The 24,598-nt window shown below is 71.1% G+C and carries 23 protein-coding genes; 15 read left to right on the top strand and 8 right to left on the bottom strand.

Features of this window, described 5'->3' with window-relative positions; all coding sequences use genetic code 11:
* Positions 1 to 52 precede the first annotated feature (52 nt).
* From P2F65_RS06810 to P2F65_RS06800, 3 genes are all read left to right on the top strand, one after another.
* Positions 53 to 2,023: an ABC transporter ATP-binding protein gene (locus P2F65_RS06810; RefSeq protein ID WP_275807309.1), complete on the top strand. Its 1,971-nt coding sequence runs from the start codon at positions 53 to 55 to the stop codon at positions 2,021 to 2,023.
* A gap of 88 nt (positions 2,024 to 2,111) precedes the next feature.
* Positions 2,112 to 4,778, top strand: a complete 2,667-nt coding sequence (locus tag P2F65_RS06805; protein WP_275805406.1) for a hypothetical protein — start codon at positions 2,112 to 2,114, stop codon at positions 4,776 to 4,778.
* Positions 4,775 to 6,106, top strand: a complete 1,332-nt coding sequence (locus tag P2F65_RS06800) for an SWIM zinc finger family protein (RefSeq protein WP_275805404.1) — start codon at positions 4,775 to 4,777, stop codon at positions 6,104 to 6,106. Before P2F65_RS06805 ends, P2F65_RS06800 begins: the two co-directional genes overlap by 4 nt.
* Positions 6,107 to 6,118: 12 nt before the next feature.
* Here P2F65_RS06800 and P2F65_RS06795 read toward each other — a convergent pair whose 3' ends face one another.
* The 4 genes from P2F65_RS06795 to P2F65_RS06780 form a co-directional block, all read right to left on the bottom strand.
* On the bottom strand, positions 6,119 to 7,123 hold the full coding sequence (locus P2F65_RS06795) for a hypothetical protein (protein WP_275805402.1): 1,005 nt from the start codon (positions 7,121 to 7,123) through the stop codon (positions 6,119 to 6,121).
* A gap of 16 nt (positions 7,124 to 7,139) precedes the next feature.
* Complete coding sequence (locus P2F65_RS06790; RefSeq protein ID WP_275805399.1) at positions 7,140 to 7,301, bottom strand: hypothetical protein; 162 nt, start codon at positions 7,299 to 7,301, stop codon at positions 7,140 to 7,142.
* Complete coding sequence (locus P2F65_RS06785) at positions 7,292 to 7,492, bottom strand: hypothetical protein (RefSeq protein WP_275805397.1); 201 nt, start codon at positions 7,490 to 7,492, stop codon at positions 7,292 to 7,294. Before P2F65_RS06785 ends, P2F65_RS06790 begins: the two co-directional genes overlap by 10 nt.
* 112 nt (positions 7,493 to 7,604) lie before the next feature.
* Positions 7,605 to 7,946, bottom strand: coding sequence for a DUF6597 domain-containing transcriptional factor (locus P2F65_RS06780; RefSeq protein WP_275805395.1), 342 nt, complete (start codon positions 7,944 to 7,946; stop codon positions 7,605 to 7,607).
* Positions 7,947 to 7,973: 27 nt separating this feature from the next.
* Between P2F65_RS06780 and P2F65_RS06775 the strand changes: the two genes are divergently transcribed.
* The 3 genes from P2F65_RS06775 (at position 7,974) to P2F65_RS06765 (ending at position 9,456) form a co-directional block, all read left to right on the top strand.
* Positions 7,974 to 8,360, top strand: coding sequence for a VOC family protein (locus tag P2F65_RS06775; protein ID WP_275805393.1), 387 nt, complete (start codon positions 7,974 to 7,976; stop codon positions 8,358 to 8,360).
* Positions 8,270 to 8,512 carry a VOC family protein gene (locus tag P2F65_RS18460; protein WP_345803692.1) on the top strand — a complete coding sequence of 81 codons (243 nt, stop codon included), beginning with the start codon at positions 8,270 to 8,272 and terminating at the stop codon, positions 8,510 to 8,512. Before P2F65_RS06775 ends, P2F65_RS18460 begins: the two co-directional genes overlap by 91 nt.
* An 86-nt stretch (positions 8,513 to 8,598) precedes the next feature.
* On the top strand, positions 8,599 to 9,456 hold the full coding sequence (locus P2F65_RS06765) for a shikimate dehydrogenase (protein WP_275805389.1): 858 nt from the start codon (positions 8,599 to 8,601) through the stop codon (positions 9,454 to 9,456).
* Positions 9,457 to 9,494: 38 nt separating this feature from the next.
* Here the strand turns inward: P2F65_RS06765 and P2F65_RS06760 are convergent, their stop codons facing one another.
* Complete coding sequence (locus P2F65_RS06760; protein ID WP_275805388.1) at positions 9,495 to 9,896, bottom strand: VOC family protein; 402 nt, start codon at positions 9,894 to 9,896, stop codon at positions 9,495 to 9,497.
* Between the two features lie 220 nt (positions 9,897 to 10,116).
* Positions 10,117 to 10,914: a class III extradiol ring-cleavage dioxygenase gene (locus P2F65_RS06755; RefSeq protein ID WP_275805386.1), complete on the bottom strand. Its 798-nt coding sequence runs from the start codon at positions 10,912 to 10,914 to the stop codon at positions 10,117 to 10,119.
* A gap of 197 nt (positions 10,915 to 11,111) precedes the next feature.
* Here P2F65_RS06755 and topA point away from each other — a divergent pair, with 197 nt between their 5' ends.
* The 9 genes from topA (at position 11,112) to P2F65_RS06710 (ending at position 22,615) form a co-directional block, all read left to right on the top strand.
* A complete protein-coding gene (gene topA, locus P2F65_RS06750) occupies positions 11,112 to 13,868 on the top strand; it encodes a type I DNA topoisomerase (protein WP_275805384.1) in 2,757 nt (918 codons plus the stop codon).
* Between the two features lie 20 nt (positions 13,869 to 13,888).
* The gene (locus P2F65_RS06745) at positions 13,889 to 14,062 is read left to right on the top strand and encodes a hypothetical protein (protein ID WP_275805382.1); all 174 of its coding nucleotides are present in this window, start codon (positions 13,889 to 13,891) and stop codon (positions 14,060 to 14,062) included.
* A gap of 519 nt (positions 14,063 to 14,581) precedes the next feature.
* Positions 14,582 to 16,807: an FG-GAP-like repeat-containing protein gene (locus tag P2F65_RS06740; protein ID WP_275805381.1), complete on the top strand. Its 2,226-nt coding sequence runs from the start codon at positions 14,582 to 14,584 to the stop codon at positions 16,805 to 16,807.
* A gap of 192 nt (positions 16,808 to 16,999) precedes the next feature.
* Complete coding sequence (locus tag P2F65_RS06735; RefSeq protein WP_275805380.1) at positions 17,000 to 17,776, top strand: ABC transporter ATP-binding protein; 777 nt, start codon at positions 17,000 to 17,002, stop codon at positions 17,774 to 17,776.
* Positions 17,769 to 18,485: an ABC transporter ATP-binding protein gene (locus P2F65_RS06730; RefSeq protein WP_275805378.1), complete on the top strand. Its 717-nt coding sequence runs from the start codon at positions 17,769 to 17,771 to the stop codon at positions 18,483 to 18,485. The genes P2F65_RS06735 and P2F65_RS06730 overlap by 8 nt, the downstream gene beginning before the upstream one ends.
* Positions 18,486 to 18,551: 66 nt before the next feature.
* Positions 18,552 to 19,790: an ABC transporter substrate-binding protein gene (locus tag P2F65_RS06725; RefSeq protein WP_275805376.1), complete on the top strand. Its 1,239-nt coding sequence runs from the start codon at positions 18,552 to 18,554 to the stop codon at positions 19,788 to 19,790.
* Between the two features lie 89 nt (positions 19,791 to 19,879).
* A complete protein-coding gene (locus P2F65_RS06720; protein WP_275805375.1) occupies positions 19,880 to 20,749 on the top strand; it encodes a branched-chain amino acid ABC transporter permease in 870 nt (289 codons plus the stop codon).
* A complete protein-coding gene (locus tag P2F65_RS06715) occupies positions 20,746 to 21,774 on the top strand; it encodes a branched-chain amino acid ABC transporter permease (protein ID WP_275805373.1) in 1,029 nt (342 codons plus the stop codon). The genes P2F65_RS06720 and P2F65_RS06715 overlap by 4 nt, the downstream gene beginning before the upstream one ends.
* A 61-nt stretch (positions 21,775 to 21,835) precedes the next feature.
* Positions 21,836 to 22,615, top strand: coding sequence for a MerR family transcriptional regulator (locus tag P2F65_RS06710; protein WP_275805371.1), 780 nt, complete (start codon positions 21,836 to 21,838; stop codon positions 22,613 to 22,615).
* A gap of 78 nt (positions 22,616 to 22,693) precedes the next feature.
* Here P2F65_RS06710 and P2F65_RS06705 read toward each other — a convergent pair whose 3' ends face one another.
* Positions 22,694 to 23,086 (bottom strand): DUF488 family protein, encoded by a 393-nt coding sequence (locus tag P2F65_RS06705; protein ID WP_275805369.1) that lies wholly within the window; start codon positions 23,084 to 23,086, stop codon positions 22,694 to 22,696.
* A 33-nt stretch (positions 23,087 to 23,119) separates the two neighbouring features.
* Complete coding sequence (locus P2F65_RS06700) at positions 23,120 to 24,382, bottom strand: YeeE/YedE family protein (protein WP_275805367.1); 1,263 nt, start codon at positions 24,380 to 24,382, stop codon at positions 23,120 to 23,122.
* Positions 24,383 to 24,598: the final 216 nt, after the last annotated feature.

Raw genomic sequence — 24,598 nt, 5'->3', positions numbered from 1 at the left:
CGCCGAGGCACGGCGGGGACCGGCGGCCGGTGCTGCCAGGCGCGGGCCGCACATGTCGGTGGGGGTGCCGGTCGAGCGGTCCAAGAACTTCGGACCCTCCGCGAAGCGGCTGCTCGGCCTGCTCCGGCCCGAGCGAGCAGCCTTGGCCGCGGTCCTGGGCTTCGCGGTCGTGAGCGTCACGCTGTCGGCGATCGGGCCGAAGGTGCTCGGCCGCGCGACCGACCTGGTCTTCACCGGTGTGGTCGGGAGCCAGCTGCCCGAGGACGCCACCAAGGAGCAGGTCGTGCTGGGCCTGCGCGCCCGGGGCGACGACACGCTCGCCGACATGGTCTCGGCGCTCGACGTGGTGCCGGGCCAGGGCATCGACTTCACCGCCGTCAGCCAGGTGCTCCTGACCGTGCTCGGCATCTACGCCGTCGCCGCCGTGCTCGCGTGGGCGCAGGGCTGGATCCTCACCGGTGCGGTGAACCGCACGATCTTCGCCCTGCGCCGTGACGTCGAGGACAAGCTCGGGCGGCTGCCCCTGCCGTACTTCGACGCCCAGCCCCGCGGCGAGCTACTGAGCCGCGTCACCAACGACATCGACAACGTCGCCCAGAGCCTGCAGCAGACGCTGAGCCAGCTGCTCACCTCGCTGCTCACGGTGGTGGCGATGGTGACGATGATGCTCGTCATCTCGCCACTGCTGGCGCTCATCGCCCTCGTGACCATCCCGCTGTCGATCGTCGTGACGACCGTGATCGGCAAGCGGTCGCAGCGCCACTTCGTGCAGCAGTGGAAGAGCACCGGCGAGCTGAACTCGGTCGTGGAGGAGACCTTCACCGGCCACGGCCTCGTCAAGGTGTTCGGCCGCCAGCGCGAGACCGAGGCGGCGTTCGCCGCCAAGAACGACGAGCTGTATGCCGCCGGGTTCGGCGCGCAGTTCGTCAGCGGCATCATCATGCCGACGATGATGTTCATCGGGAACCTCAACTACGTCGCCATCGCCGTCGTGGGCGGGCTGCGGGTGGCGAACGGCTCGATGAGCCTCGGGGACGTCCAGGCCTTCATCCAGTACTCACGGCAGTTCACCCAGCCGCTCACCCAGGTCGCCTCGATGGCCAACCTCATGCAGTCCGGAGTCGCCTCCGCCGAGCGGGTCTTCGAGGTCCTCGACGCGCAGGAGCAGCGGCCCGAGCCGGCCTCGGCGCGCGCGCTCGAGGCGCCCCACGGGCGGGTGGAGTTCCACGACGTCTCGTTCTCCTACCGGCCGGACACCCCGCTCATCGAGCACCTCGACCTCGTGGTCGAGCCGGGTCAGACCGTCGCCATCGTGGGCCCGACCGGGGCCGGCAAGACGACCCTGGTCAACCTCGTCATGCGGTTCTACGAGCTCGACGGCGGGCACATCACCATCGACGACGTCGACATCACCGAGCTGACCCGACACAGCCTGCGCTCGCAGATCGGGATGGTGCTGCAGGACGCGTGGCTCTTCGGCGGCACCATCCGCGAGAACATCGCCTACGGCAGGCCCGGCGCGTCCGACGAGGAGGTGCTCGCCGCGGCGCGTGCGACCTACGTCGACCGGTTCGTGCACGCGCTGCCCGACGGCTACGACACCGTGCTCGACCCCGAGGGCGGCAACATCAGCGCGGGGGAGAAGCAGCTCGTGACCATCGCCCGGGCCTTCCTCTCCGACCCCGCGCTGCTGATCCTCGACGAGGCGACGAGCTCGGTCGACACCCGCACCGAGCTGCTGGTGCAGCACGCGATGGCGGCCCTGCGAAGCGACCGCACCAGCTTCGTCATCGCCCACCGCCTGTCCACCATCCGCGACGCCGACCTGATCCTCGTGATGGAGGACGGGCGCATCGTCGAGCAGGGTTCGCACACAGAGCTGCTCGCCCGGGAGGGCGCCTACGCCCGCCTGTATGCCGCGCAGTTCAGCGGGGCCGCGGTCGACGTCGACACCGGCGAGGCCCCGGCGCCCGACGAGCCGGCCGTCCCGGCGGCGACCGGCGCCGGCGGGAGCGGGCCCTAGCCGCACGGCATACGGACCATCGTCCGCACGGCCGGGTTGGGCCGGAAAACGGCGCGCACCTTGGGCCCTGCCCCCTACCGTGGCGGCCGTGACTCTGGGGGAAGAGCTCGACCTGATCACGGCATCGGGCCAGTGGCGTGCGCTCGACGACCTGCTCGGCCGCCTCGACGCCGACGGCGTGCGGGAGGCCAGGCGCTGGTACCGCACGAACCGCGCACCGCTGAACGCGCTGGCACGCGACTGGAGCAGCTCCGTCGACCGTGACGGGGTCAGGTCGTGCTGCGACCTGCTCGCGGTGCACCTCGCGCCCAGCCCGGAGAAGGCGGCCGCCTGGTTCGGCTGGAACCACTACTGGCGCACCGACGGGGGAGACCGCCTCGAGACCGTCGTCCAGCGCATGGGCGACCAGGGCCGCGACTGGTGTGCCGCCTTCCTGCAGGCCGCCAGCGCGAGGGTCTTCCGCGGCGACTTCGAGTCCGACGCCACCCGGCTGGCCGGGATCGGGCTCCCGCTCGCGGAGCACTTCGAGCTGCCCCTGCCGATGGGTGACTCCTTCGCCCTCGGCTGGGCCGGGCACTACCAGCACCTCATGGCCCAGGCCAGCTTTCGGGCGCACGCGCAGGCGCCCGCGGCGACGGGCACCAGGCTCGTGTTCGACGCCCAGGGCCGGCTGCACACGCAGCCCGTGCCGGCCGCCGAGCAGACCCTCGCCGGGCAGTGGCGCGTCGATCCGCTGCTGCCCGACGTCCTGCCGGCCGTCGTCGAACGGCCTGGCACGCTTGGCGCGCTCGTGGGCTTCTCGGTGCCGGGCTGGGAGCTCGGCCCCGCGGTGTCGGCCATGGTGGACGAGGGGCGCCTCGAGCGCGAGCGCCTGCTGGAGCCCTGCCTTCAGGCTCTCACCCGTGACGAGCCGGCCGCGACCCAGAAGGCGCTGGCCACGGTGCTCACCGCGCTCGGGTTCTCGGCAGGGGACGCCAAGGGCCGGGCGCCGCTCCTGCTCGGTGCGATGGCCACGGCACGGGGACCCGTCACGGCGGTGCTGCTGCCGGTGCTGCTCGACACCGTCTCGGGTCCGGAGGAGATGGCCGAGCTCGCGGTGACGGTGTTCTCCCGCAAGGAGAAGCGCCAGCGGACCGTGCTGCTCCGGGCGCTGGTGCACCGCGAGGCGGTGGACCGCTTCGGACGCGAGGCAGTCGTGGCGGGCCTGGCCGCCGCAGCCGAGAGCGACGACGAGTCGCTGGCCGGGCGGGCCCGCCGCGCCCTGGCCGGCCTCGGGGTGGAGGCAGAACGCCCCGCGCCGCAGCCCGTCGCCGACCTGTGGTGCGACCCGGCGCCGGCCCCGCCGCCCCAGCCCTTCCGGCAGGTCGAGCCCACCCCGGAGGGGCTGACGGCTGCGCTGTCGGCCTTCGGCACGGGAGGGCTCGGCCACGTCACCGCCCGCTTCCTCGACGCCTTCGTCCGCTGGGCCTGGGACGACCGCGCGGGCTTCACCGCCTTCCTCCGCAGCGCCTGGCCGCGCCACGACTGGCAGCGGCCCGAGGTCGTCAACCGAGCCGCCGACTGGGCCCACGGCGGCCTCGACCGGGCCCAGCACGAGAAGGAGGTCGCCAGGATCCGCTTCTACCACGGCGGGGTCTGGCGGCCCCACGTCTCGCACGACTGGCACCTGTCGTCGATGCCGGTCACCTGGGCCCTGGTGCGCCTGCACGTCTCCGAGACGCTGCTCGCCGCGGGGTCGGTGCCCTGCCTCCTCAGCACCCCGTCCGACGAGAGCGGCAGCGTCTCTTTCGACGACCTGCTCAGCCGGCTGCGCTCCTACCGAGATGCACCCTGCGGCGAGCTCGACCTCTTCCAGGCCCTGCTGCGGCTCGAGCCGGTGGACCCGGCGCGCGCCGACGAGCTCGACGGCGTCGTCGTCACGCTGCGCGGACGCGAGGCCACCGGGCTGCGCAGGCTCCTGCGGGGCACGCGGTCTCCGGGCGCCGACGCCGCCGGGGTGGTGCGGCAGTGGGTGGCGGGTGGGGGCCTTCCCGCCCTCGAGGTCAGGGCCGTCGAGAGGGGCCTGCACGTGGGGCCGGCCGAGCTCCCGGTGCGGCTCGACGTCTTCCCGTCCGTGCCGCCCGACCTCGTGGCAGGGCATCAGCTGGGGCGGGACAAGGACTTCTCCGAGTACCAGGTGGCGGCCGACACCACGATCGACGTCGTGCCCCACTGGCCCGAGCTCGTCGCGGCGAAGACGCAGGCCTCGTTCGACCAGTCGTCCGGGTGGTCGTCACGGTGGCTGGAGTGGCTCGTCGAGGCGCCGGGCGTCGCCGGGCCGGCCGTGCACCACGCGCTGGCGACCACCCTCGGCCACGCCGACGAGGCCGCTCGCCTGCGCGGCGTCGACGCAGCGCTGGCCCTCATGGCGCGAGGCCGCTTCGACGGCGGGGACTTCGAGCGGGCCTGCCTCGCGCTCCTTCGCCGCGGCAAGCTCCGCCTGGCGCGCACCACCTCGGCGTGGGAGCAGGTCGTGCTCGGTGGCGGGATGAAGCCGCTCTGGCCCGCGGTCACGGCCGTCGTCGAGGCAGCCTGCCGCTTGGAGCGACGCCCGGCCGGCCTGGCCGAGCTGCTCTCCATGGCCCGCAGGTATGCCGCGGCGGCGCCCGGTGCGGTGGTGCCGCCTGCCGTCGTGGAGATCGCCCAGTCCAAGGGGGCGTCCAAGGTGCACGTGGAGGCGCGGGCCTGGGTGCGCGACACGGAGGGCCACGCATGACGTCCGCCGGCTACCGCGGGGCGTCGGTGATGTCGCCCACGGCGGACGGCTCACTGCTCGCCCTGGAGACCGCGCTCGGCCTCACGCCCACCGGGCCGGTCGAGCGGCCGCACTTCTTCACCGGCCTGCTGGCCCGGCCCGACGTGGCCGCGGCCGGCCTCCTGGCGGTCGCGGACGTGGCTGCCTCCCGGTACTTCGACGCCGGGCTCATGCGGCGCCTGGCCAACCTCGACCCCGTGGTGACGGCCAGCGGCGACCGGCTTCGCTTCGAGTCGTTCTCGGCCTGCAACGGCGTCCACGCCCGGCTCGACCTGCTCGGCGACGGCATCGCCAGCGGCGAGGTCGGCTTCGGTACCACGAACGTCGACGTCAACCAGCCCCTGCGCACCGCCTTGGCCTCGGTCGGCCGTGAGGCCCTGGTCCACCTCAGCGTGGGCGCCGACGAGCTGCGGGTCTCCACCCCGGAGGCCAGCCACGAGGAGCGGAAGGTGGCGATGCCCGACCGTTGGGTGCGCGGCTTCGCCGAGGTGCCCGTGCTCGCGTCGGGTCTCGCGCACGCGGCCTCGCTCACCGGCTCGGCGGTGGTGCGGTTCCTGGCGGGGCTGCCCAAGCGGCAGCCCGGCCCGAGCCTCTACCTCGTGCCGGGGCCGGCAGGACTGCGCCAGAGCGCCCGACCGGTGCCGGGGGCGGTGCACCTGGCCGGTGCGGGGCGCTTGGCGGCAGCCGCGCGAATCGCGCGCTTCGCCACCTCGCTCGACGCCTTCAGCAGCGACAGCGGCGCGAGTGGCTGGGTGCTCCACCTGCCCGGAGCGCGGCTGACGCTGCTGCTCTCGCCCGAGCCCCACCGCGGCTTCTCGGGAGAGGGAGGCCTGCTGCGGGCGCTGAGCGCCGACGCGGCGGAGGGGGCAGCCGCGCAGCTGCTCGAGTTCCTCGCCTGGGAGCCGGTGGTCGACCCGATCGCCCTGGCCGAGCTCACCGGGCTGCCACCGGAAGGCGTGCACGCCGGCCTGGCAGTGCTGGCGACCTCCGGCAAGGTCGGCTTCGATGTCGTCGAGCAGAGCTGGTTCCACCGCGAGCTGCCGCTGGCCGAGCGGGTGGAACGTGACAACCCGCGGCTCGTCGCCGCCCGGAGGCTGGTGTCCGACGGGGCGGTCGGCCGCGACGGTGACCGGTGGGTGGTCACCGTCGACGACCACCAGCACTGGGTCCGCGGGGTGGGCGAGGCCGCCTCGTGCACCTGCCTGTGGCACGCGAAGCACCGTGGCGGGCGCGGTCCGTGCAAGCACGTGCTCGCCGTCGCGATCACCGCCGCGGACCCGGTGGGCTGACGACCCGTCGCGTCAGTGGTGTCGTGCGGGGAGGGGCGTGATCCAGTACCTCGCGGTCTCGGGGCTGGGTGTGCCGAACCGGGCGTTGACCGCCCAGAGCGAGCCCGCGACCAGCGTTGCGGTGGACGGCACGTCGAGCGTGGAGTCCCGGAGCGCGGTGACCCAGCGGGCCCGCCACTCGCCGTCGTCGTGTGTCAGGCGCAGCACCGACACCTCGGCGTCTCCGCTGCCCCGCACGTCGTAGAGCACGTCGTCGTGCAGCTCCAGGCCGTCGCCTCCGGTCAGGCCCGGGCCACCCGAGACGGGGATCTCGGTGGCGTTGCCGGTCCGCGGGTGCACCTGCCAGAGCCCGCCGGCGCTGCTGTTGTTGAGAACCAGGCTGCCGTCCGGGAGCTGCCGGATCCCGTTGGCGTTGATGTTGGTCCCGTCGAAGTTCGGCCAGTCGCCGCCGAGCTCGACGAACTCCGGCTCGTCGCTGGAGGGGTGGCCGTCGCGGTCGAGGTCTATGCGCGTGAGCCGGTCCCTGCGGGAGTCGGTGACCCACACTGCGCGGCGCGTGACGACCAGGTCGTTGAGGAAGACGGCGTCCGGCACGACGATGTCGTGGGCGACCGTTCCGCTCCAGGCCCGGACGGCCCACACGTGCGCCTCCGCCTCGAGGTTGCCGGCGGCCCACACCAGCCCGCTTCGCCTGTCGAACCACAGACCGCGCAGCTGGCGTCCCGTGGCGCCGGGCAGCAGCACCTTCGAGGTGCCGCGCCGCAGGTCGCCGGTCACGATGCGGCCGTCGGCGAGGGAGCCCACGTAGTAGCGGTCACCCGGACCCGACGTGATGCCCTCGGGTCGGAGGCCGTCGGGGAGCCGCACGGCGTGGGGGAGGGAGCGGGAGCCGGAGCTCGACGCCGTGGCCGCGTGCGCACCCGGGAGCGGCACAGCGGCGGCGGCGGCAGTCAGGGTGGCAGCGGCCGAGGCCGAGCGGAGGAATGCGCGACGTCCGAGAGTGGTTGAAACGGCCATTACCCATGGTGTGCACCTACCCTCGCGTAGCGCCACCCCCACCAGATGCGGCGTACCTGGACGGGGGTCTGCCGACCACCTCGGTGAAGTCGCGGGTGAAGTGGGCTTGGTCGTACCAGCCGAGCCGCGTCGCCAGGGCGGCGAGGTCGTGGCCCTCGCCGGCGTCGATCAGGGCCACCGCGTCGTGCAGCCGGTACCGGCGCAGCACCCACTTCCGAGGAGCCGCTCGTAGGCAGCATCGGCTCCCGGCCGCCGCGCCATCAGGAAGGCGTCCATGACGAGAACGCGGTCCTCGTCGGTGTCCGCCGCCAGCACGGCCTCGCGCAAGGCGTCCGCGGCGCAGCCGAAGGCCGCACGCAGGTCGAGCATCCGCCCGGTCCAGGCGCCGACGTCCTCCCCGGTGAACGCCCCGAACCCCCCGGGCGGAACTTCACCCCGAACACCCGCCCCTCGCCGGCGAGGTCCACCGTGAAGCGTGTCGTCACCACGCCGTGCACCAGCGCGGCGGGCATCGGGATGCCGTGGTGGGGCTGGTGCCGGACTCCACCGACAGGTGCACGGCCGGGTGGGGCACGACCTCGGACCGGTACGCCGAGTCGCCGAGGTCCCAGCGCACGGTCCAGTAGTGCTCGACCCAGGACTCCAGCTCGGGGCTGGCCGCCGGGCGGTTGAGCTCGACGACCGTGGCGTGCTCGCGGGGGCGGAGGATCCCAGCGGTGGTGGCCGTCGCGGGGCGGCGTGCATCGGGCGGGAGGCGGCGCGGGGCCGGCCGCGCGGCATACCCACTCGGCACCGCGGGTGTCGCGTTCGTCCAAGCCCCCACGGGGGCAGCCTAGGCAGGCTGGCCGACATGAGCACCCACGAGATGACAGACCAGAACACCCGCACCCACGAGGCTCCGGCCGTCGGCCCCGTCCCCGACGGCTACACCTCGATCACCCCCTACCTGTGCGTGGACGGCGCCGCGGCCGCCATCGACTTCTACACGGCGGTGTTCGAGGCCCGGCTCGTCAGCCGCAACGACGGGCCCGGAGGGACGGTTGCCCACGCCCAGCTCGACTTCGGCAACGGCCGGATCCAGCTGAGTGACCCCGCGCCGGACCACAACCTCCGGGCGCCGGGCGGCTCGGACGCCGTGACCCACTCCTGCGTGCACACTGCGCGGACGTCGACAGGGTCTACGCCGCGGCGACCTCGGCCGGGGCGAAGGGGTACGGCGAGCCCGAGACGTTCGTGACGGGCGACCGGTATGCGGCGTTGCTCGACCCGTTCGGCCACCGCTGGACCCTCATGACCCGGGTGGACGACGTCGACCCCGCCGAGGCCGAGCGGCGGGTCGACGAGTGGCTCGCGTCGCAGTCCGAGGAGCAGGGCCCGTCGCAGGCCTAGCCGGATCAGCGGGGATGACGACGACATCGGCCGCGCGGTGTGCATGATGCCTGTCGAGTCGATGTGACCCCACGAGCGAGGACTCCATGGCCCAGAACCGCAGTTTCGTCAGCACGCTCACCGGCTCCTTCTCGACACCCGCCGCCGACAACCCCACCGTGGCGATGGTCGAGGCGGCCTACCGCGCGCTGGGCCTCGACGCCCGGTACCTCAACTGTGACGTCCAGCCCGAGGACCTCGGGGACGCCGTGCGGGGCGCCCGGGCCATGGGGTGGGCCGGCTTCAACTGCTCGCTGCCGCACAAGGTCGCGGTGGTCGGGCACCTCGACCGGCTGGCCGGGTCGGCGCGGATCATCGGCGCGGTGAACTGCGTGGTGAGGCAAGGCCAGGACCTGGTTGGCGAGAACACCGACGGGCAGGGGTTCGTCAGCTCGCTGCGGACCGTGGTGGACCCGGCCGGTGCGTCGATGGTGCTCTTCGGTGCGGGCGGGGCGGCGCGGGCGATCGCTGTGGAGTCGGCGCTGGCCGGCGTGACGGAGCTGACCGTCGTCAACCGCGACCCCGGGCGGGGTGCCTCCCTGGCCGACCTGGTCAACCGGGCGACCCCGGCACGGGCCCGGCATGCCGTGTGGGACCAGACGTATGCCGTGCCCGCCGGGACATCGATCGTCGTCAACTCCACGTCGGTGGGCCTCGCGCCCAACGGCGAGGACCTCATCGACGTCGACCTCGACAGCATCGGGCCGGGCATGCTCGTTGCTGACGTCATCCCAAACCCGCCGGAGACCCGGCTGCTGCGCGAGGCGGCCGACCGTGGCGCGGAGACCCTGGACGGCCTCGGGATGCTCGTCGAGCAGGGCGCCATCGCCATCGAGCTCTGGACCGGTGCCGAGCCCGACCGCGCGGTGATGCGACGCGCCCTGGAGGAGGTCTTCGACGCCTAGGGCGACACGAGGAAAGGCGACCCGTCTCGCGCGTCAGGTCACCACATGGCCTCGAGGTCGTCGCGGGCCAGGGCCGGTGGGTCGTACTTCGGCTGGTACACCGTGACCGGCCGGGCGCCGGGGACGTGGACCCGGATGGTCGAGCCCCAAGGCTGCTCCTCGACCTCGCCCTCGAAGCGGGCGCCGCGGGCTGCGAGCTCCTCCATGGTCGCCTGGAGGTCGTCGCACATGAAGGAGAGGTCGAAGTGCTGGTCCGTGCCGCCGGTCCGGCCCGCGTGCTCCCATGACGCGGGGTGCACGCCCATCTCGCTGGAGCCCGTCCTGAAGATCAGCCAGCCGCCGCCGGTGTCGACGCCCGGGAGCTGCAGGACGTCGCGGAAGAAGGCGCGGGCCGCCTCGGGGTCATCGGCGTAGACGAGGGTGTGCAGAGCGGTGATCATGCTCCACGGTAGGGGCCGCCGGCACCTCTCGTCACCGGTGCTGGCCGCGGGCGAGCCAGGCCATCGACCCGAGCGCGCCCACGAACCGGCCGACCAGCAGCCAGCGCACCCACCCCTGTAGCTCACGCACGCCCGGCATCCTGTCAGGCGCCGCCGACGTCGACGCCGAGGTGTCGGGGAGGTGGCGTCTGCCGGGGCTCAGACGATGGTCAGGCGATGGTCAGGCGAACTGCCAGGACCGCTTGCTCAGGCCGAACCAGAACCCGTCGATGACGCTCTCGTTCTCCAGCGAGCCCGACTCGTGGGCCGCGCCGAGCGCGACGTAGAGCGGGGCCCAGTGCTCGGTGCGCGGGTGGGCGGCGTGGGCCGCCGGCGCCTTGTGCATGAAGTCGAGGACGGCGTCGATGTCCTGCCGCTCGAGGGCCTCGGCGGCCCAGTGGTCGAACTCCGCGGAGGCCTGTGGCACGGGTCCGTTCGGACCGGCGGCGGGGTTGAACCAGCGCAGGTTGTGGGTGGTGAACCCCGACCCGACGATCAGGGTGCCCTCGTCACGCAGCGGCGCGAGCCTGCGGCCGAGCTGGAAGAGGTGCTGCGGGTCGAGGGTCGGCATCGACATCTGGAGCACCGGGACGTCGGCCTCGGGGTACATCTCGACCAGCGGCACGTAGGCGCCGTGGTCGAGGCCGCGCGTCTCGTCGCGGTGCACCGGGGTGTCGTGGTCGTGCACGAGGCGGGTGACGCTGTCGGCGAGCTCCGGCGCGCCCGGGGCGGCATACGTCACCTCGTAGTACTTCTGGGGAAAGCCCCAGAAGTCGTAGACCAGCGGCGTCCGGCCCGAGGTGGAGCTGAGCGCCAGCGGCGCCTCCTCCCAGTGCGCGGAGACCATGAGGATGTTCTTCGGCTTGCCGAACCGGGCCGACCAGTCGGCGAGCTGGCGGGTCCACACGGGGTCGTCGGCCAGGGGTGGCGCTCCGTGGCTGAGGTAGAGCACGGGCTGGCGGGTGGCGGTGTCGGTCACGGGGCCAGTGTACGCCCAATCAAGTTTAAGTTTCAACCAAATTGCTCTGCCGCCCGGGTCGCCGGACCAGCCTGCATCCCACCCGTTGACGACCGGGTGGACGTGGGGCCGGGCCGACCGGCTACCGTGCGTTCCGTCGAGCACGTCCGCGCAGCGACGAATCCGCTGCACGTGCCGGCAGGACTGAGGTGTAACACGTGAGCACTGGGCGCAAGCTCGTCATCGTCGAGTCGCCGGCCAAGGCAAAGACCATCGGCGGCTACCTGGGCAAGGACTACGACGTCGAGGCGTCCGTGGGCCACATCCGCGACATCCCGACGCCTTCGGAGATGCCGGCCGAGGTCAAGAAGGGCCCGTTCGGCCGGTTCGGCGTCGACGTCGACAGCGACTTCGAGGCCTACTACGTCGTCGACGCGGACAAGAAGAAGAAGGTCTCCGAGCTCAAGCGCCTGCTCAAGGACGCCGACGAGCTCTACCTCGCCACCGATGAGGACCGCGAGGGCGAGGCCATCGCCTGGCACCTGCTCGAGGTGCTCAAGCCCAAGGTGCCCGTCAAGCGGATGGTGTTCCACGAGATCACCCGCGAGGCGATCCAGCGCGCCGTCAACAGCACCCGCGACCTCGACACCCGCCTCGTCGACGCGCAGGAGACCCGGCGCATCCTCGACCGGCTCTACGGCTACGAGGTCTCCCCGGTGCTGTGGCGCAAGGTCAAGGCCGGCCTGTCCGCGGGCCGTGTGCAGTCCGTGGCCACCCGCCTCGTGGTCGAGCGCGAACGCGAGCGGATGGCCTTCGTCCGGTCCTCCTACTGGGACGTCGAGGGCGACTTCACGCCAGGTGACGAGAAGAGCCAGTTCACCGCCCGCCTGACCATGGTCGACGGTGCCCGCGTGGCCACCGGCCGTGACTTCGCCGACGACGGCACCCTGAAGACCAAGGGCGTCGCCCACCTCGACGAGGCGGCCGCCCGCACCATCGCCGAGGCCGTCCAGGCCGCGAGCGTGGCGGTCACGTCGGTGCAGGAGAAGCCCTACACCCGCCGTCCCTCGGCCCCGTTCACCACCTCGACCCTCCAGCAGGAGGCGTCGCGCAAGCTGCGGCTGTCGAGCAAGAACGCGATGCGGGTCGCGCAGCGCCTCTACGAGAACGGCTACATCACCTACATGCGTACGGACAGCACCACGCTGTCCGAGGCGGCCCTGACCGCCGCCCGCCAGCAGGCCCGCGACCTCTACGGCGCCGAGTACGTGCCGCAGTCGCCCCGGCTGTACGAGAAGAAGGTCAAGAACGCCCAGGAGGCGCACGAGGCGATCCGCCCGGCTGGTGACCGCTTCCGCACCCCTGCCCAGGTGGCCGGTGAGCTGCGGGGCGACGAGTTCGCCCTCTACGAGCTGATCTGGAAGCGCACGGTCGCCTCCCAGATGGCCGACGCCCGCGGGTCGACCGCCACCGTCAAGCTCGGCACGACCCTCGACGACGGTCGCGCGGTCGAGTTCTCCGCCAGCGGCACCGTCATCACCTTCCGGGGCTTCCTCGCGGCCTACGAGGAGGGCCGTGACGACGACGGCGGCCGCGGCGGACAGGCGGCCGACGAGGAGCGCCGCCTGCCCAAGCTCAGCGAGGGTGTCGCGATCACGGTGGTCCGCGCCGAGGCCGACGGCCACGAGACCAGCCCGCCCCCGCGCTACACCGAGGCAACCCTGGTGAAGGCCATGGAGGAGAAGGGGATCGGTCGCCCCTCGACCTATGCCTCGATCATGGGCACGATCCAGGACCGCGGCTACGTCAACACCCGCGGCTCGGCGCTGATCCCGACCTGGCTGGCGTTCGCGGTGATCCGCCTGCTCGAGGAGCACTTCAGCTCGCTGGTCGACTACGACTTCACCGCCTCCATGGAGGAGGACCTCGACCGCATCGCGGGCGGCGAGGAGGAACGCGCGCGCTGGCTGGCCCGCTTCTACTTCGGCGACGAGGGCCGGACCCAGGAGGGGCTGCGCCGTCTCGTCGAGGACCTCGGCGAGATCGACGCCCGCGAGATCTCCACCATCCCGATCGGCGACGGCATCGTGGTGCGGGTCGGCCGCTACGGGCCCTACGTCGAGGAGGTCTCGCCCGAGGGTGTCGACCTGACCACCGGCGAGGTGGCCGAGGGGGCGACCGGCCAGCCCCGCCGGGCCACCATCACCGACGACGTCGCGCCCGACGAGATGACGCCCGAGAAGGCACGAGAGCTGCTCGAGCAGTCGTCCGAGGACGGCCGGGTGCTGGGACAGGACCCCGAGACCGGCCGCGACATCGTCGCCAAGGCCGGCCGCTACGGGCCGTACGTCACCGAGGTCCTCGACGAGGAGACGGCGGCGCTGAAGGGCAAGGCCAAGGTCAAGCCGCGCACCGCGTCGCTCTTCAAGGACATGGACCTCGCGAGCCTCGACCTCGACACCGCGCTGAAGCTGCTGTCGCTGCCCCGCGTCGTCGGCACGACCACCGAGGACGACGGCACCGAGGTCGAGATCACCGCGCAGAACGGTCGCTACGGGCCCTACCTGAAGAAGGGCTCAGACTCGCGCTCGCTCGCCACCGAGCAACAGCTCTTCGACATCACGCTCGAGGAGGCGCTGGCCATCTACGCCCAGCCCAAGACGCGGGGGCGCGGCGCGAGCACCGCCCCGCTCAAGGAGCTCGGCAACGACCCGGTGTCCGGAAAGCCGATGGTGGTCAAGGACGGCCGCTTCGGCCCGTACGTCACCGACGGCGAGACCAACGCGACGCTGCGCAAGGGCGACGAGCCCGAGTCGATCACCCCGGAGCGCGGCGCGGAGCTGCTCGCCGAGAAGCGCGCCAAGGGCCCGACCACCCGCAAGCGGGCCACCAAGAAGGCAGCCACGAAGAAGACCGCGGCGAAGAAGTCCACCGCCAAGAAGGCCACGGCCAAGCGAGCCGCGAAGAAGGCGTAACCGTGGCCGGGACCGTCTGAATGGGCATCGACGCGAGCAGTGCCCAGGCGCTGTCGCACCGGCTCGCGGTGGAGCAGGCCGAGCAGCGGCTGCCCTCGGTGGCCGCCGGCCTCGTCCGTTGCGGCCAGTTCGTGTGGGCGGGCGCGGTCGGCACCGTCGACGGGCGTGCCGATGGCACCCCACAACCCCGCTGAAGTAGTACCGGATCGGCTCGATCACCAAGACCTTCGTGGCCGTGGAGGTGCGCCGCCTGCGCGACGAGTGGCGGCTCGAGCTGAACGATCCGATCGCGGCTCGCCTTGCCCACACCCCGCACGGCGAGGTCACCGTGGCCCAGTTGCTCTCGCACACCTCCGGGCTCCGGGCCGGCAGGGCGGGTCGCGGTTCCGGCCGGTCGAGGCCGCTGGGTCGGCCTCGACGGCTACTTCCAGGGCGAGCTGCTCACCGTCGTGCGCGACGGGACAGGCTGCGTCAGCCACCTCGACCTCGGTCCTTCCGTTTCACCCGCACGCCCTTCCGACCCGGTCGCCGACGTCCCGGGCGACGTGCACCCCTCGCGCTGGCACTGACGCCGCGGGCAGCTCAGGACTTTGCCTGTACGGCCCCAGGGAGCGGTCGCGGCCCCTATGCTCGCCACAGTAATCGCACGTTTTGGGGGAATTGTCACCGTGTACACGCGTCCGGCGCGCCGTCGCCTGCTTCCGTTCTCTGTTGTGACGGCCCTGTTCGCAGCGCTGTTCGTGGGGCTCGCTACACCTGCCACGGCAGCGACGTATGCCGTGCTGAAGGCATTCTCGGTGAGCCCGGCATCGGCATCGGCGCCTGGCACCGTCAGCGTCTCCTACTCCGCGGAGAGTGCCGACGGCCTCGGCTATGTCATGTTCCACTTCCGCGACAGCGACGGCCGTGGCTACGCCGCACAGGCCCACAACCCACCGCTGGACGGCACGGTGGTCCTTAACCTCCCCGACGGTGTGCGCAACGGCAGCTGGACCCTTTACCGAGTCCTCCTCAGGACTCCGAACGGCTACGACACCCTCTACAACAGAGACGGGACCATCGAGTCGGGTGGAACGCACACCTACGACCTGAGCAACGGCGACATCACGGTGTCCGGGTCGACGGAAGACACCGCCGCGCCCGTGGTACGCACGGTGTCGGTCCACCCGAGCGCGGTGAAGCCTCTCGACAAGGTGACCAACGCGTGGACCCAGGACGAGGTCCACACCACCAAGCAGGTGACCGCCGTCTTCATCAACCCGACCTTCCACCATGAGATCTCGTTCTACAAGACCACCACCAGCCACCCGTACGACCCGCTCGTGGGGACGTCTTTCATAGCGGGTGTGCCCACCACCGCCTACAACGGTGAGTACGTGCTCGACCGGCTGTACGTCACCGACACTTTCCAGAACACCGCGACCTACCGCACGGATGGCACGGTCGTGAGCAACTTCAACGGCACGGCTCCAGCGACCCACGCGATGGACTTCTCGAAGGTGACCTTCACGGTCGCGGGGTCACTGCGTGACACCGAGCCTCCGACGCTGAAGGACTTCTCGGTGGTCGACTCCACGCTGACGGCCGGCGACACCGTGTCGGTCGACTACGTGGCAACCGAGGACCAGCCGCCGCTGGACGGTGTCGAGTTCCAGTTCAGGGCCAGTGACGGCCAGCTGGTGTGGCTGGGGGACACGGACTCCCCTGCGCTGACGGCCCGGCTGAGCGGCCGCGTCTTCTCCGTCGGGACACATGAACTGACCAAGGCCGTCCTGGCGGACCGCGTTGGGAACCGGGTGGAGTACCTGCGGGACGGGACGGTCGTCCAGGGAGCCAACCGGTCCACCCACTCCTTCGATTTCAAAGCGGCCGACCTCATCGTGAAGCCCAGTGCTCCCAGCATTCTGCTGGCCCGACCAAAGCCGCGAGCGGTCGAGCTGAGCTGGGAGCAGGACAGTGCCCAGCTGCCTGGGATCTCCTCGTACCGGGTCGAGGCCAACCCCGGTGGGCGGATCGTGACCCTCCCGGTGAACCGGTCCGGAGAGAGCCCGTTCCAGAAGTACACGGTGACCGGTCTGTCCTTTGGCGTCCAGTACACCTTCTCGATCACCGCACAGAGCGGGGTCGGGGCGGGGCCCACCGCGGTGACCCGAGCCATCCCTCGCATGTCGGACCGGATCTTCGGCGTGGGCGACGTGAGCTCCGACGGCCGTGCCGATGTCATCGCGTTCGGTCCGACGGTCGGCACGCTCGGCACCGTGTCCGCCTATTTGGGCAGCGGTCGCAGCGGTTTCTCGGGGAAGCGGACGACGATGGCGAGCGAACACGTGCAGCGGATGGCCCCCGGCGGCGACCTCTACCGCGACGGAGACGCCGACTACGCCTTCGTGAACGCCAACAATGACCTCGAGCTGCACGCCAGCAACGGTCGCGGTGCGGTGAGCTACCGCTTCCGCCTCGGCACGGGCTGGGGATCGATGAAGTTCGTCGACGGCGGCTACGACTTCAGCGGCGATGGGTGCAGCGACGTCCTGGGCGTCGCCAAGAACGGCGACCTCTACCTGTACAAGGGCAGTGGCACCGGCCGACTGACCCCGGGCACCCGGATCGGGACCGGCTGGGGCTCGATGCTGGCAGTCATGTCGACCGGTGACGTCGACGGTGACCGATTCAATGACGTTGTGGCGGTGGACTCCACGGGCACGATGAGGCTCTACAAGGGCAACGGCAAGGGTGGTTGGCGTGACACCAGCACGCGGATCGGCCCCGGCTGGAGTGGCTTCGGCGCCGTCTTCCCCATGCGGGACTTCTCGGGTGACGGGCGTGTCGACATCGGCGCGGTCACCATGACCGGCGACCTTTACCTCTACAAGGGCAACGGCAAGGGGGGCTTCTCAAGCAGGGCGAAGATCGGCCATGGCTGGCACACCTTCTTCTGAGCCGTTCTGGTGCCCGACCCACTCGGCCGCATCCTCCCGCCTGTGCGGCTTGCCGGTGTATGTGTTTTCTCCACATGTGCTCGCGTAGGTATGTGGACGAGTCGGACATGTCAGTGTGCCGCCGTCGGTCCTAGTGTTCAGCAGAACCTGAGCCGGCAGCCCCGCCGGCCCAGCCTGCACAAGGAGGTGCCGGTGCCCAGCGAGTCCCCCGCCGAAGCACTGCTCGAGACGCGCTCCCTGACCAAGGAGTTCCGCGGCTTCCGAGCGGTCTCCGAGGTGAGCCTGAGGGTGGCCGAGGGCACCGTGCACGCGCTGGTGGGCCCCAACGGCGCCGGCAAGACCACCTTGTTCAACCTCCTCACCGGGTTCCTGGCGCCCAGCTCCGGGCAGATCCTCGTCCGGGGTGCGGACATCACCGGCAGGCAGCCGGAGCAGATCGCCCACCTCGGCATCGCCCGCTCGTTCCAGATCACGAGCCTGTTCGACCAGATGAGCCTGGTCGACCACCTCGAGCTGGCGCTGGCCTCGCCGACGGGGCTGGGCTACCGGTTCTGGCGGTCCTCCTCGCAGATGCGCCGGTTCCGCGACCGCGCGATGGAGCTGCTCGACCAGGTCGGCCTGGAGGACCGCGCGGGGCAGGCTGCCGGGTCGCTGGCCTACGGGCAGAAGCGTGCGCTCGAGCTCGCCCTCGCCCTGGCCCTCGACCCCCAGCTCCTGCTGCTCGACGAGCCCACCGCCGGCATGGGGCTGGAGGACGTCGACCGCACCATCGCCCTGGTCAAGAAGGTCGCCGAGGGCCGCACGGTCGTCTTCGTCGACCACAACATGCACGTCGTCGGGTCGCTGGCCGACACCGTCACGGTGCTCCAGTCCGGGCAGATCCTCGCGGAGGGGACCTACGAGCAGGTGCGCACCGACGAACGGGTCATCACGGCATACCTCGGGCAGGCCGGTGACGCACATGTCTGACCACGCTGGAGGCACCATGCTCGACGTCGACGGGCTCTCGGCCTGGTACGGCGAGGCGCGGGTTCTCACCGACGTCTCGCTGACCGTCCGCCCCGGAGAGGTGGTCACCCTCGTCGGTCGCAATGGCGCCGGCAAGACCACCCTGCTGCGCTCCATCATGGGGCTGCACCGCCAGGTCGAGGGCACGGTCACGTTCGACGGCCGTGACCTCGGCAAGCGCTCCCCGGACTCGCGTGCCAAGGCGGGCATCGGCTGGGTCCCGGACGACCGCGGCATCTACGCCAGCCTCAGCGTCGCCGAGAACCTCACCCTGCCCCCGGTCGTCAACAAGGACGCCTGGTCCCTCGAGCAGGTCTACGAGCAGTTCCCGGTGCTGCACGAGCGCCGTGACTTCCCCGGCACCAAGCTCTCCGGCGGTGAGCAGCAGATGCTCGCGATCGCCCGGGTGCTGCGGATGGGCTCGCGCCTGCTGCTGCTCGACGAGCCGAGCGAGGGCCTCGCCCCGGTCATCGTGCAGCGCATCGGCGAGATCATCCGCGAGATCAAGGCCCAGGGCGTGGCCGTCCTCCTCGTGGAGCAGAACGTGAAGTTCGCGTCCACGGTCGCCGACCGCCACTACCTGCTCGCCCAGGGCAAGGTCGTCGAGTCCCTCGACAACGCGACCTTCCAGGGCCGCACCACCGAGCTCCTCGAGTACCTCGGCATCTGACCCACCACCACGTTCGTCCAGCAGTTCGTCTCAACCAGCCCGCACCACCACACCCCAGGAGGGGACATGCGCACGAAGTCCATCACGGTGGCCGCCACCGCCATCACCGGCAGCCTCGTGCTCGCCGCCTGTGGCGGCGGCGGACCGGCCTCGGGCGGCGGGAAGATCAGTGACGACAAGGTCGTCCTCGGTCTGCTCAACGACCAGTCCGGTGTCTACAAGGACCTCTCCGGCCCCAACAGCAAGGTGGCCATCGAGATGGCCATCGCCGACTACAAGGCCAAGTACGGCGACAAGGCGGTGGCCAAGACGATCGAGGTCGTACAGGCCGATCACCAGAACAAGCCCGACATCGCCAACACCAAGGCGCAGGAGATGTACGACCGCCAGAAGGCCGACATCATCCTCGACGTGCCGACCTCCTCGGCGGCACTGGCCGTGGCGACGCAGGCCAAGCAGAAGAAGAAGCTGCACATCAACATCAGCGCCGGCACCACCGCCCTGACCGGCAAGTCGTGCAACAAGTACACCTTCCACTGGGCCTACGACACCTTCATGCTCGCCCAGGGCACCGGTGGCACGACCGTGGAGAACGGCGGCAAGAACTGGTCGATCGTCTACCCCGACTACGCGTTCGGGCAGGACATGAACAAGTCGTTCACCAACGCCGTGACGAAGGCGGGCGGCACGGTGCAGCAGTCGATCCCGACGCCGTTCCCCAACGACAACTTCGCCACCTTCATCACCAAGGCGGCGTCGTCCAACCCCGACGTCGTCGGGACCATGGCCGCCGGTGGCGACCTCATCAACTTCGTCAAGCAGTACAACCAGGCCGGCATGAAGGACAAGGCCAGCCTCGCGGTCGGACTCATGTTCATCACCGACATCCACAGCCTGGGCGTCGAGCAGTTCGAGGGCACGACCTTCACCGATGCCTGGTACTGGAACTTCGATGAGAAGAACAAGGCCTGGGCCGACAAGTTCAAGGAGAAGACCCAGACCCGTCCCTCCTTCGCCCACGCCGCCAACTACTCGGCCGCGATGAACTACCTCGAGGCCGTCCAGGAGGCCGGCACCGACGCCTCAGACGACGTCGTCGCCAAGCTCGAGGGCAAGAAGATCGACGACGTCTTCCTGCGCAACGGCGAGGTCCGCACGGAGGACCACCGCGTCCTGCACGACGCCTACCTCGTGAAGGTCAAGTCCAAGGACAAGGTCGCCGAGGAGTGGGACTACGAGGAGATCGTGAGCACCATCCCGGCCCAGGAGGCCTTCGGACCGGTCTCGCCCGACTGCAAGATGTGACCTGACCCCAGTGAGGACGGCCGGTATGCCGCGCGGCCAGCCCCGCGGCATACCGGCCCCCACCGGGCCACGTCCTGACCAGGAGCACCATGAGCGCGTTCATCCAGTACACGCTGCAGGGCCTCGCGAACGGCGGGTTCTACGCCCTGTCGGCCCTCGGCCTCGCCGTGATCTTCGGCGTCCTCGGCGTCGTCAACTTCTCCCACGGCGCCTGCTACATGCTCGGCGCCGTGCTCTCCGCGGTCCTGCTCGACACCCTCGGCCTCGGCTTCTGGGTGGCGCTGCCGCTCGTGCCGGTGCTGATGTTCGGTTTCGGCGTGCTCATGGAGCGGCTGCTGGTCCGCTGGCTGCTGGCGCTCGACCCGCTCTACAACTTCCTGCTGACCTTCGGCGTCACGCTGTTCCTCGTCGACTTCGTCAAGCGCCGCTACGGCGTGTCGAGCCTGCCGTACCAGATCCCTGCGGGCCTCGACGGTCGCATCGAGATCGCGGGCATCGGGTTGTCGAAGTACCTCATCTTCGCCGCGCTCTTCTCGGTGCTGGTCTGCGTGGCCGTGTGGATGCTGTTGACCAAGACCAGGATCGGCATGATCGTGCGCGCCTCCACCGAGAACGCCGAACGCTCCCGCGCCCTGGGCATCAACGTCGGGCGCTGGGTCACCCCGGTCTTCGGCTTCGGCATCGCGCTGGCCGGCCTGGCGGGCGTGCTCGCGGCGCCGTTCCGCGCCATCAACGCCGACATGGGCAGCAGCTTCATCATCATCCTGTTCGCCGTCGTGGTGATCGGCGGCCTGGGGTCCATCCTCGGCGCCGTCGTGGCCGGGTTCCTCGTGGGCCTGGTCGAGGCCTACGGCCAGGGCTACGCCGGCCAGTTCTCGCAGGTGCTGATCTTCGTCCTCATGGCCGCGGTGATCCTCGTGCGACCCGCAGGCCTGTTCGGAAGGGAGGAGGCGGCATGAGCCAGCAGCTGACGCAGAAGGTGCAGGTCGACCTGCCAGCAGAGTCCATGATGCCCAAGGCCCGTCCGGGGCTGCGGTGGCTGATGGTCGCGGTGGGGCTCGTCGTGGTGCTCGCCCTGCCCTGGTTCGTCTACCCGCCGGTGGCCATGGACATCGCAGCCTGGGCGCTGTTCGCCATCTCGGTCGACCTGCTGCTCGGCTACACCGGCCTGCTGTCGTTCGGCCACGCGGCCTTCTGGGGTGCCTCGGCCTACGCCACCGGCCTCATCGCCATCGAGCTCGGCGTGCCGTTCCCGCTGGCGGTCATCGGCGGGGCGGTCGTCGCCATGGTCATCGCGGTCCCCACCGGCTACCTCGCCGTGCGCCGCACCGGCATCTACTTCGCGATGGTGACGCTCGCCTTCGCGCAGATGCTCTACTTCATCGCCAACCAGTGGCGCGACGTCACGGGCGGCGAGAACGGCCTGCAGGGCATCCCCAAGTCCTTCTTCGGGGTCGAGCTCGTGGAGACCGAGCCGTTCTACTTCTACTACGCGGCCATCCCGATCATCCTGCTCGGCGTACTCATCGCCTGGCGCACCGTGAACAGCCCGTTCGGGCGGGTGCTCGTGGCGATCCGTGACAACCCGGCTCGCGCCCGGGCCCTCGGGTACGACGTCGAGCGCTACAAGATCATGGTGTTCGTGCTCTCGGCGGGGCTCGCCGGCCTCGCGGGCGGGGTGTTCTCGATCAGCCACGGTTTTGCCTCGCTCCAGGAGCTCGTGTGGACCACGTCCGGCAAGGTCGTGCTCATCACGGTGCTCGGTGGCATCGGCACCCTGTGGGGCGGCCCGATCGGCGCGGCCGTCGTGGTGCTTCTCGAGGACCAGCTGGCCTCCTCGGGCTTCAACGGCATCGGCATCATCACCGGAACGATCTTCGTGGTCATCGTGCTCGCCTTCCGTCACGGCATCTGGGGCACCGCCCGCAACGGCCTCAGCGCCTGGCTGCAGCGGCGTCGCGTGAAGTCCGGGCAGCGCCTCTAGTCCCTGGGGCCAGGGCCGCTGGCTTGACCCTGACGCGGCGTGAGGCGCGACAGTGGTGCCCATGACCGCACCGAGGGCACAGTCGCAGGTGACCCGGACCGTCGGCCAGGTGGCCGAGCTGTTCGACATCACCGTGCGCACGCTGCACCACTACGACGAGATCGGCCTGCTCAGCCCGAGCGACCGCTCACCCGCGGGGTACCGCCTCTACACCGGGGCCGACCTGGCCCGGCTTCAGCACGTGGTGGTCTACCGCCGGCTGGGCTTCGCCCTCGAGGAGGTCGCGCTGCTGCTCGACCACCCCGAGTCGGTGGAGCAGCACCTGCGCCGCCAGCGGGCCGCGGTCCTCACCCGCCTCGACGAGATGCGCGACCTCGTCGAGGCCATCGACCGAGCACTGGAGAGAGAGATGGGCAACCAGCCAGCCACCCCCGAGGACATGAGGGAGCTCTTCGGCGAGGGCTTCCACGACGCCCAGGCCGAGGCCGAGGAACGCTGGGGCGACAGCGACGCCTGGCGGCAGTCGCAGGAGCGGACCAAGGGCTACACGAAGGCCGACTGGGAGCAGGTCAAGGCGGAGTCCGACCGCACCCACCAGGCCTTCACCGACGCCATGGACGCCGGGGAGCCGCCGACCAGCAAGGCGGCCATGGACGCCGCCGAGCTGCACCGCGCCTCGATGCAGCGGTTCTACGACTGCGGCTACGAGATGCACCGGAACCTCGCCGACCTGTACGTGAGCGACCCGCGGTTCACCGCCACCTACGACGAGATCCGGCCGGGCATGGCGCACTACGTGCGCGACGCCATCCACGCCAACGCCGACCGGCACGAGTCCTGACCACCGCAGAGGTGTGCCGCGGGCGCGCCGTGCGCACGCGGCATACCGGCGTGGTGGGTGAGCTCGGGCGGGTGAGGCTCAGGCGGGCGCGACGTCCGCGCCGTGCTCGGCGAGGAGCTCGCGCAGCACCGAGCGGTGGCAACGGGTTTCGTCCTCGCAGTAGCAGCCGACCGCGACGTCGGTGCGGCGCGAGAGCGCAGCGAGGAGCTCGAGCAGGTGCCGCGCGGCCGGGGTCGCCATCTCCTTGCGGTAGGCGCGGGTGAAGGCCTGCCACTCCCGATCGGTCACGGCGGCCATCGCCTGCGCCACCAGCTCCTGGCTGGGCGCGAGCTCGGGCAGCCAGGTGTCGTAGAAGTCGCGGGCGGCGAACTCCTCCTTGGGCACCCCGCGTGGAGGGCGCCGGACCGTGCCGATCCGCAGGCCCTCGCCCTCCGCACGTGGTTCGCCGAGCCTCACGATCCGCACTGCCATGGCGGCATCATGGCAGCCGGCGGGTGGATCCGGTCAGCAGACGGAGTCGGTCGGCTTGGGGTTGCCCAGCCCGAAGAGCGGCCGGGCCCTGAGCCCCACCACCGTGCCGAGGATGGCCACCGCACCCCACACCCAGCCGTGCAGGCTGAACGAGGCGATGCCGCCGAAGTAGGCACCGATGTTGCAGCCGTAGGCCAGGCGCGCGCCGTAGCCCATGAGGATGCCGCCGATGACGGCTCCGGCGGCCAGCTTGCCCGGGATCCGGCGGTGCAGGGTGAACGCGCCGGCCGCGGCGGAGGCGATGAGCGCGCCGACCATGATGCCGACGTTCATCACCGAGGTCCTGTCGGCGAGCACGGGGCCTGCGAGCTTCTCGGCGTTGCCGGGATTCTGCCAGTAGCCCCAGGAGGCCACGTCCACTCCGACCGCGTCGAGCGCCTTGGAGCCCCAGAGGGCGAAGGCCGAGGTGACGCCCCAGGCGCCCCCGGAGAGCCACAGGGTGAGGGCGTTGAGGCCGGCGAGCACCAGGGCGCCGACCCAGATGGGCCACGAGCCGCGGATGACGCGGGCCACCCCGCGGGCCACCGGTGGGCGGTCGAGGGCAGGGGGCTGGCGCCGGCGGCCGATGACGACGGTCGCGCCCACGACCAGGGCCATCAGGGTCAGCGAGATGAGGACGGCGCCGGGGTAGCCGAGCGGGGTGTCGGCGAAGGACACCTCCGGTCCGGTGGGCATCTGGGTCGTCCAGAAGGGCAGGTGCCAGGCGCCGAGCACCGAGCCGGCGATGAACCCGGCCAGGGTCAGGACGATCGCGGTCTGTCCGCTGCCGATGGCGAAGAGGGTGCCGGAGGCGCAGGAGCCGCCGATCTGCATGCCGATGCCGAAGAGGAAGGCACCCACGAGCAGGCTGGTCCCGACAGGGGAGACCGAGCCCTCGATCTCGACGCCGCGGAAGCCGGTGCCCGCCGCCAGCAGCGGAGCGAACAGCAGGCAGGCGACCGCGAGCATCAGCATGTGCGCCTGCAGGGCCCGGCCCTGGCCGACCGCCACCAGCTGCCGCCAGGCGCTGGTGAAGCCGAACCGCGAGTTGAACAGCGCCACCCCGAGCGCCAGGCCCACCACGAACAGCAGGGTGAGCCGCAGCCCGGCGGTGGCCGCAACGGCGCCCGCGAGGGCGACGGCGAGGGTGAGGCCCGCGGCGAGCGGCACCCGCTTGGCCGGCGGTGCCGTCGGGGGCTCGGGCGCCGGGCGGCGCTCGGTGCTGAGGGCGTCGGCGACGCCGGTGAGCAGGGCCACGTCTTCTCCAGGGGTCTCGGGGTCTGGGCTGGCAGGTCTCCCAGAGAGATAACCAAAGGTTTTAATCGGACAAACAGGACGTTTGGATGCTGAGACGTGGACGACCGCTTCTCGTGAATCCTCGAAGCGGGGGGGGGAGGTGCGCGGGAGGAAAAAAGTTCCGCTGAGGCCTTCTCTGTCGTTTGTATACAGGATACGGTCGCAGGAATCGGCCCC

The sequence above is a fragment of the Knoellia sp. p5-6-4 genome, assembly GCF_029222705.1.
Taxonomy (GTDB): Bacteria; Actinomycetota; Actinomycetes; order Actinomycetales; family Dermatophilaceae; genus Pedococcus_A.
This window is presented reverse-complemented; position numbering and strand designations above follow the sequence as displayed.